Annotated in this window: 4 protein-coding genes; all 4 read right to left on the bottom strand. The window is 65.3% G+C overall.

Annotated elements, in window-relative coordinates; translation table 11 throughout:
- On the bottom strand, positions 1-137 hold a 137-nt coding region (locus AB4Y84_RS19355), incomplete at its 3' end, for a pyridoxine 5'-phosphate synthase (RefSeq protein ID WP_442250694.1).
- 9 nt (positions 138-146) lie between these two features.
- Entirely contained in the window at positions 147-407 is a 261-nt protein-coding gene (locus tag AB4Y84_RS19350; protein WP_025875543.1) for a membrane protein, read from the bottom strand.
- Positions 408-447: 40 nt separating this feature from the next.
- The gene (gene cls, locus AB4Y84_RS19345) at positions 448-1,908 is read right to left on the bottom strand and encodes a cardiolipin synthase (protein ID WP_442250693.1); all 1,461 of its coding nucleotides are present in this window, start codon (positions 1,906-1,908) and stop codon (positions 448-450) included.
- Between the two features lie 150 nt (positions 1,909-2,058).
- Positions 2,059-2,421: ExbD/TolR family protein (locus AB4Y84_RS19340; RefSeq protein ID WP_442250692.1), on the bottom strand; the 363-nt coding region annotated here is incomplete at its 5' end.

The raw sequence follows: 2,421 nt of genomic DNA, 5'->3' as shown, positions 1-2,421 counted from the left end.
GGCCGCGGGTGCACGGTAATGCCATGCGCGCCGGCATCCAGGCAGGCCTGGGCGGCACGCACCACGTCCGGTTCGGCACCGCCACGCGAATTGCGCAGGACGGCGATCTTGTTGACGTTGACGCTGAGCTGGGTCATGGAACGGGACTACGGGGAGTGAGAGGGAGGGTCGCTGCCGTCGGCCGGAGCAACCTTGGCCTGCTCGCGCAGACGCCTGAGTTCATCGCTGTCCACCAGTGTCGCCGGATCACGCTGAAGGTCGCCGAAGCGTGCCGCGTATCGACCGCGCACCCATGCCAGCAGGAAGGCGAGGGTGCCCAGCAGGGCCAGTGACATCAGGCCCATGTTCGGTGTTTTCAGCGCAAAGGCGAAGCAGCCCAGCGCCAGCAGCAGGTACAGCCAGTACATTGTCAGTCTCCCCGGGCCACCGCCGCAGTGTAGCGCTGCCTCACAGCAGCGGCGAGGCCAATCGCGCGAAGGCTTCGGGCAACCGGTGCAGCCACAGCGAGCGTCCTGCCTGGTCGTGTACGCGGGTGGCACGCTCGAATTCGGACTGCAGCAACGTAGACAGTTCCGCCACCCGGCCACGGTCGCTGATCATCATCGACAGCTCGAAGTTCAGGCGGAAGCTGCGGTGGTCGAAGTTGGCGCTGCCAACGATGCAGACATCATCGTCGGCGATGAAGGCCTTGGTATGCAGCATGCGCGGACCGTACTCGTAGATCTTCACTCCCGCATGCAGCAGTTCGTCGAAGTACGAGCGGGCGGCCTGGGTGACGAACCAGGAGTCGCTCATCTTCGGCACCAGCAGGCGCACGTCCAGGCCGCCGAGTGCCGCCGACGTCAGCGCCATCCGCGCCGCCTCGCCAGGTACGAAGTAAGGCGTCACCAGCCAGACCCGCTCACGTGCTTCCTGGATGGCCGCCACATGAAGGCGATGGATGGTCTCCCATCCCGAATCCGGGCCGGACACCAGCACCTGCGCGTTGATCGCGCCGTCGCCGCGCWGGGGCATGTCGCTGGGCCACAGCCGGGCGATATCGAACCGCGAGTGGTCCTGGCCGCTGGCGTACAGCCAGTCCTCGGCGAACACCAGCTGCAGGCTGCGCACCACGTGCCCGCGCAGGCGCATGTGCAGATCGCGGTAGGCATTCGGGTTGCGACTTTCGTCTTCGTCGTCGGTGATATTGATGCCGCCGGTGAACGCCAGCCGGCCATCGACGATCACCAGCTTGCGGTGCGTGCGCAGGTTCAACCAGGGGCGTTTGAATGGTTTCAACAGCTGCCGAGGATGGAACCAGACTACTTCCGCGCCGGCGTTCAACAGCGGCTGCAGGAAGCGCTGGCGCACGGCCGAAGAACCTACCGCATCCAGCAGCAGCCGCACCTGCACACCGGCGCTGGCCCGTTCCACCAACGCATCCCGCAACGCGGTGCCGGCGTGGTCGGGATTGAAGATGTAGTACTCCAGATGCACATGGTCCTGCGCCTGTGCCACCGCTTCCAGCAGCGCGGCGTAGGTGGCCGCGCCGTCGACCAGCCAGGTCACTTCGGTGGCCGTGCTTGGCGCCAGCCCGGTGGTCGCCTGCGCGATCTTGGCTAGTTCGGTGCAGTCGGCATCGGGCGGGCAGACATCGCTGTAGTGCTCCATGCCCGAGCGCGCGCGACCGCGCCGCAGCCGTTGCCGCTTCACCTTCTGTGGGCCCAGCAGGTAGTAGATGAAGAGGCCGAGGTAGGGCAGCAGCGCCAGCGACAGGATCCAGCTCAGCGTGGCCACCGGCTCGCGCTTCTGCAGCATGATCCAGCCCGTCAACGCCAGCAGATACAGCAGATAGGCCACCGCCAGGATCGTTCCCAGGTGGGCGATGCCATCAAGCCAATGGCGCACGGAATCGAAGAGGGCGAGCATCCGCCGATCATAGCGGGGACAGGCACCGGCCAGAGGCATTCATTGCCAACGGCGTTGCCGGGAAGACGCCTGCACGCACAAAAAAAAGACGCCCCTGTTTCCAGGGGCGCCTGCAGTCGCGTCATGACTGATGTATTGCGGTGTAGCGATTTACTGCTGCACGAAGCCGATCTTCTTCATCTGAGCATTCTTCGCGGCGGCCAGAACCTTGGCCATCACGTCGTACTCCGAATCCGGGCTGGCATCGATCCGCAGTTCCGGCTGGTTGGTCGGGTCACGCTGGACCTCCTGCTCCATCCGCTGCTGCAGTTCGTGCGTACCGATCGGGCTGTTGTTCCACGAGACCTGGTTGCTGGCGTCGATCTTCAGCTCGATCGGCGGCGGCGGTTCGACCAGCTGCGGCGGTGGGTTGAGCACGCGCTGCGGCAGGTCCACGGCGATCGGGTACGTCATGATCGGCGCGGTCACGATGAAGATGATCAGCAGCACCAGCATCACGTCCACGAGGGGCGT

Origin of the sequence: Stenotrophomonas sp. 2YAF22 (genome assembly GCF_052114665.1) — a bacterium.
GTDB lineage: Bacteria > Pseudomonadota > Gammaproteobacteria > Xanthomonadales > Xanthomonadaceae > Stenotrophomonas > Stenotrophomonas indicatrix.
The sequence above is the reverse complement of the archived record's forward strand: the minus strand, read 5'-3'. Positions and strand labels throughout refer to the sequence as shown.